Origin of the sequence: Ilumatobacter sp. (assembly GCF_041688325.1) — a bacterium.
GTDB lineage: Bacteria > Actinomycetota > Acidimicrobiia > Acidimicrobiales > Ilumatobacteraceae > Ilumatobacter_A.
In genome coordinates, this window is record NZ_JBDNIJ010000322.1 from 1 (window position 1) to 1,576 (window position 1,576).

Genomic DNA, 1,576 nt, shown 5'->3' on the forward strand with positions numbered 1-1,576 from the left:
CAGTTTGAGGAGGTCGGGGCTAAGCGCCGCGAATCGGCGTGCCGTTTCGACGACGACGCGGGGCCGATCCTCCGGGGAGTCCAGGTCATAGAACAGCGGTTCCATTGCCAGCGGCAACCCGACTCGTCGACAGTCGGCGAGGATGCCAGCGGCCACCGCTTCCTGCGCCCGGGCGAGTGGCCGGTCCGGGTGGTACGACTGCAGAAGCTTTGCCGACGCGGCACCCGACGCAGCGGCCTGATCGACTGACCAGCCGTCGAGAATCGTCGTCACCCCGGCGCCCGGATCATCAAGGTAGCCCTGCGACTCGAGTGCTGCCAGGAAACCAACACCTTCGGGCAGCGCCCCAGCGTCGAGGACCTGCGGGATCGAGTACTCGGGTTCGAGCATCACTCCCGTGGCCAGGTCGGCAATCGTGCGCACCAGTTCGATCTTCAGCGCAGTGATCTCTTGTGCGGTCAACGAGTCAGGGTCATCCGGTCGGAGAAACTGGCGAAGTGAGTCGCGATGGTCAATCGCGAGGATCGAAAACTTCCCATCAGCATTCGACAGGTCGGACAACGCCACGGTCAGCCCTGTGTCGCTGAGCCAGCAGAGTCAGGGGGGCGAACGACGGGGAGCTCCCATGCCTCATGGTCCCAGTCGTCTTGGATCCACGTGTGTGCTTCGTCGAAGCACGGCGGTGTCGTGCGCTCGTCGTCGTACAGCTCGCCAGCAAGGTAGTTGAGGAACATCATGTGCGAGCTGGGGCAGGCGACCGACGAGTGGTAGCCCTTGGTGACGAGTACGGCCTCACCGTTACGGGCAGTGAACAGCTCGTCGAAATTCTCTTCATCGGTCCAGTTGCGCTGCATCACGAAGCCGTTGTCGGGCTGGGTGCGGAAGTAGTACACCTCTTCGAGGTATGGCGAGCCGTCGCGACCGTCGTGGCGGTGTGGCGCCCAACCAGACCATGTCCCACGCGGGACATACACCTCATACAAGATGAGCCGCTCGGCCTTGATCGGCGGGGCGAGTACGTGGTTGACGTGGCGATACGCAGCGCCACCGCCACGCAGCTCCTGCTTCATCTCACTCGGCTCCATCAGCCGTGTCGGGTACTTACCGACGGCTTCGGCCGACCCGATCGAGAACTCGAACCCGCCAACGGCTGCGACGACTTCAATTGCGTCGCCGGGGGTGACATAGACAATGTGCGGCATCTCTTCGAACACCGAGGTCCGACCGATCTCGAACGTCTGGCCGCCAGCGCGCACGGTTCCAGCACCGCGCAGCGGAACGATCGCCGTCTCTTGACCGTCACGCTGATCGGTGTGGGTGTCCCCTGCATCGAGCTCAACGACGGCAAAACTGAGAAAGTCCCAACCCGAATTTTCCGGCGTGATATCAATCCGCACCGTGCCGTCAGGGTTGCGCGACCGGTGATGACTCATGTCGGTTTCACGCATTGGACCAACCGGGCGGGCGTGGCGGAGAGGCTGGCCCGAGTGGGACCGCTGTTCAGCAGCAGATTCGGAAACAGGTTCGGTCATGACTGGTTCTCCTGTGCGTCGATCTCGCGAATCGCAACGGGACG

At 63.1% G+C, this 1,576-nt stretch carries 2 protein-coding genes; both read right to left on the reverse strand.

Going from position 1 to position 1,576, the window contains the following annotated elements:
- Positions 1-567, reverse strand: a 567-nt coding sequence (locus ACH2EI_RS16865) for a hypothetical protein (protein WP_395160890.1), incomplete at its 3' end; no start/stop codon positions are given.
- 2 nt (positions 568-569) lie between these two features.
- A complete protein-coding gene (gene iolB / locus ACH2EI_RS16870) occupies positions 570-1,532 on the reverse strand; it encodes a 5-deoxy-glucuronate isomerase (protein ID WP_395160892.1) in 963 nt (320 codons plus the stop codon).
- Between the last annotated feature and the right edge of the window lie 44 nt (positions 1,533-1,576).

What these genes read in the sequence shown, in the direction of transcription:
- iolB (WP_395160892.1), bottom strand. Translation starts at nt 1,532, where the DNA reads ATGACCGAACCTGTTTCCGAATCTGCTGCTGAACAGCGGTCCCACTCG.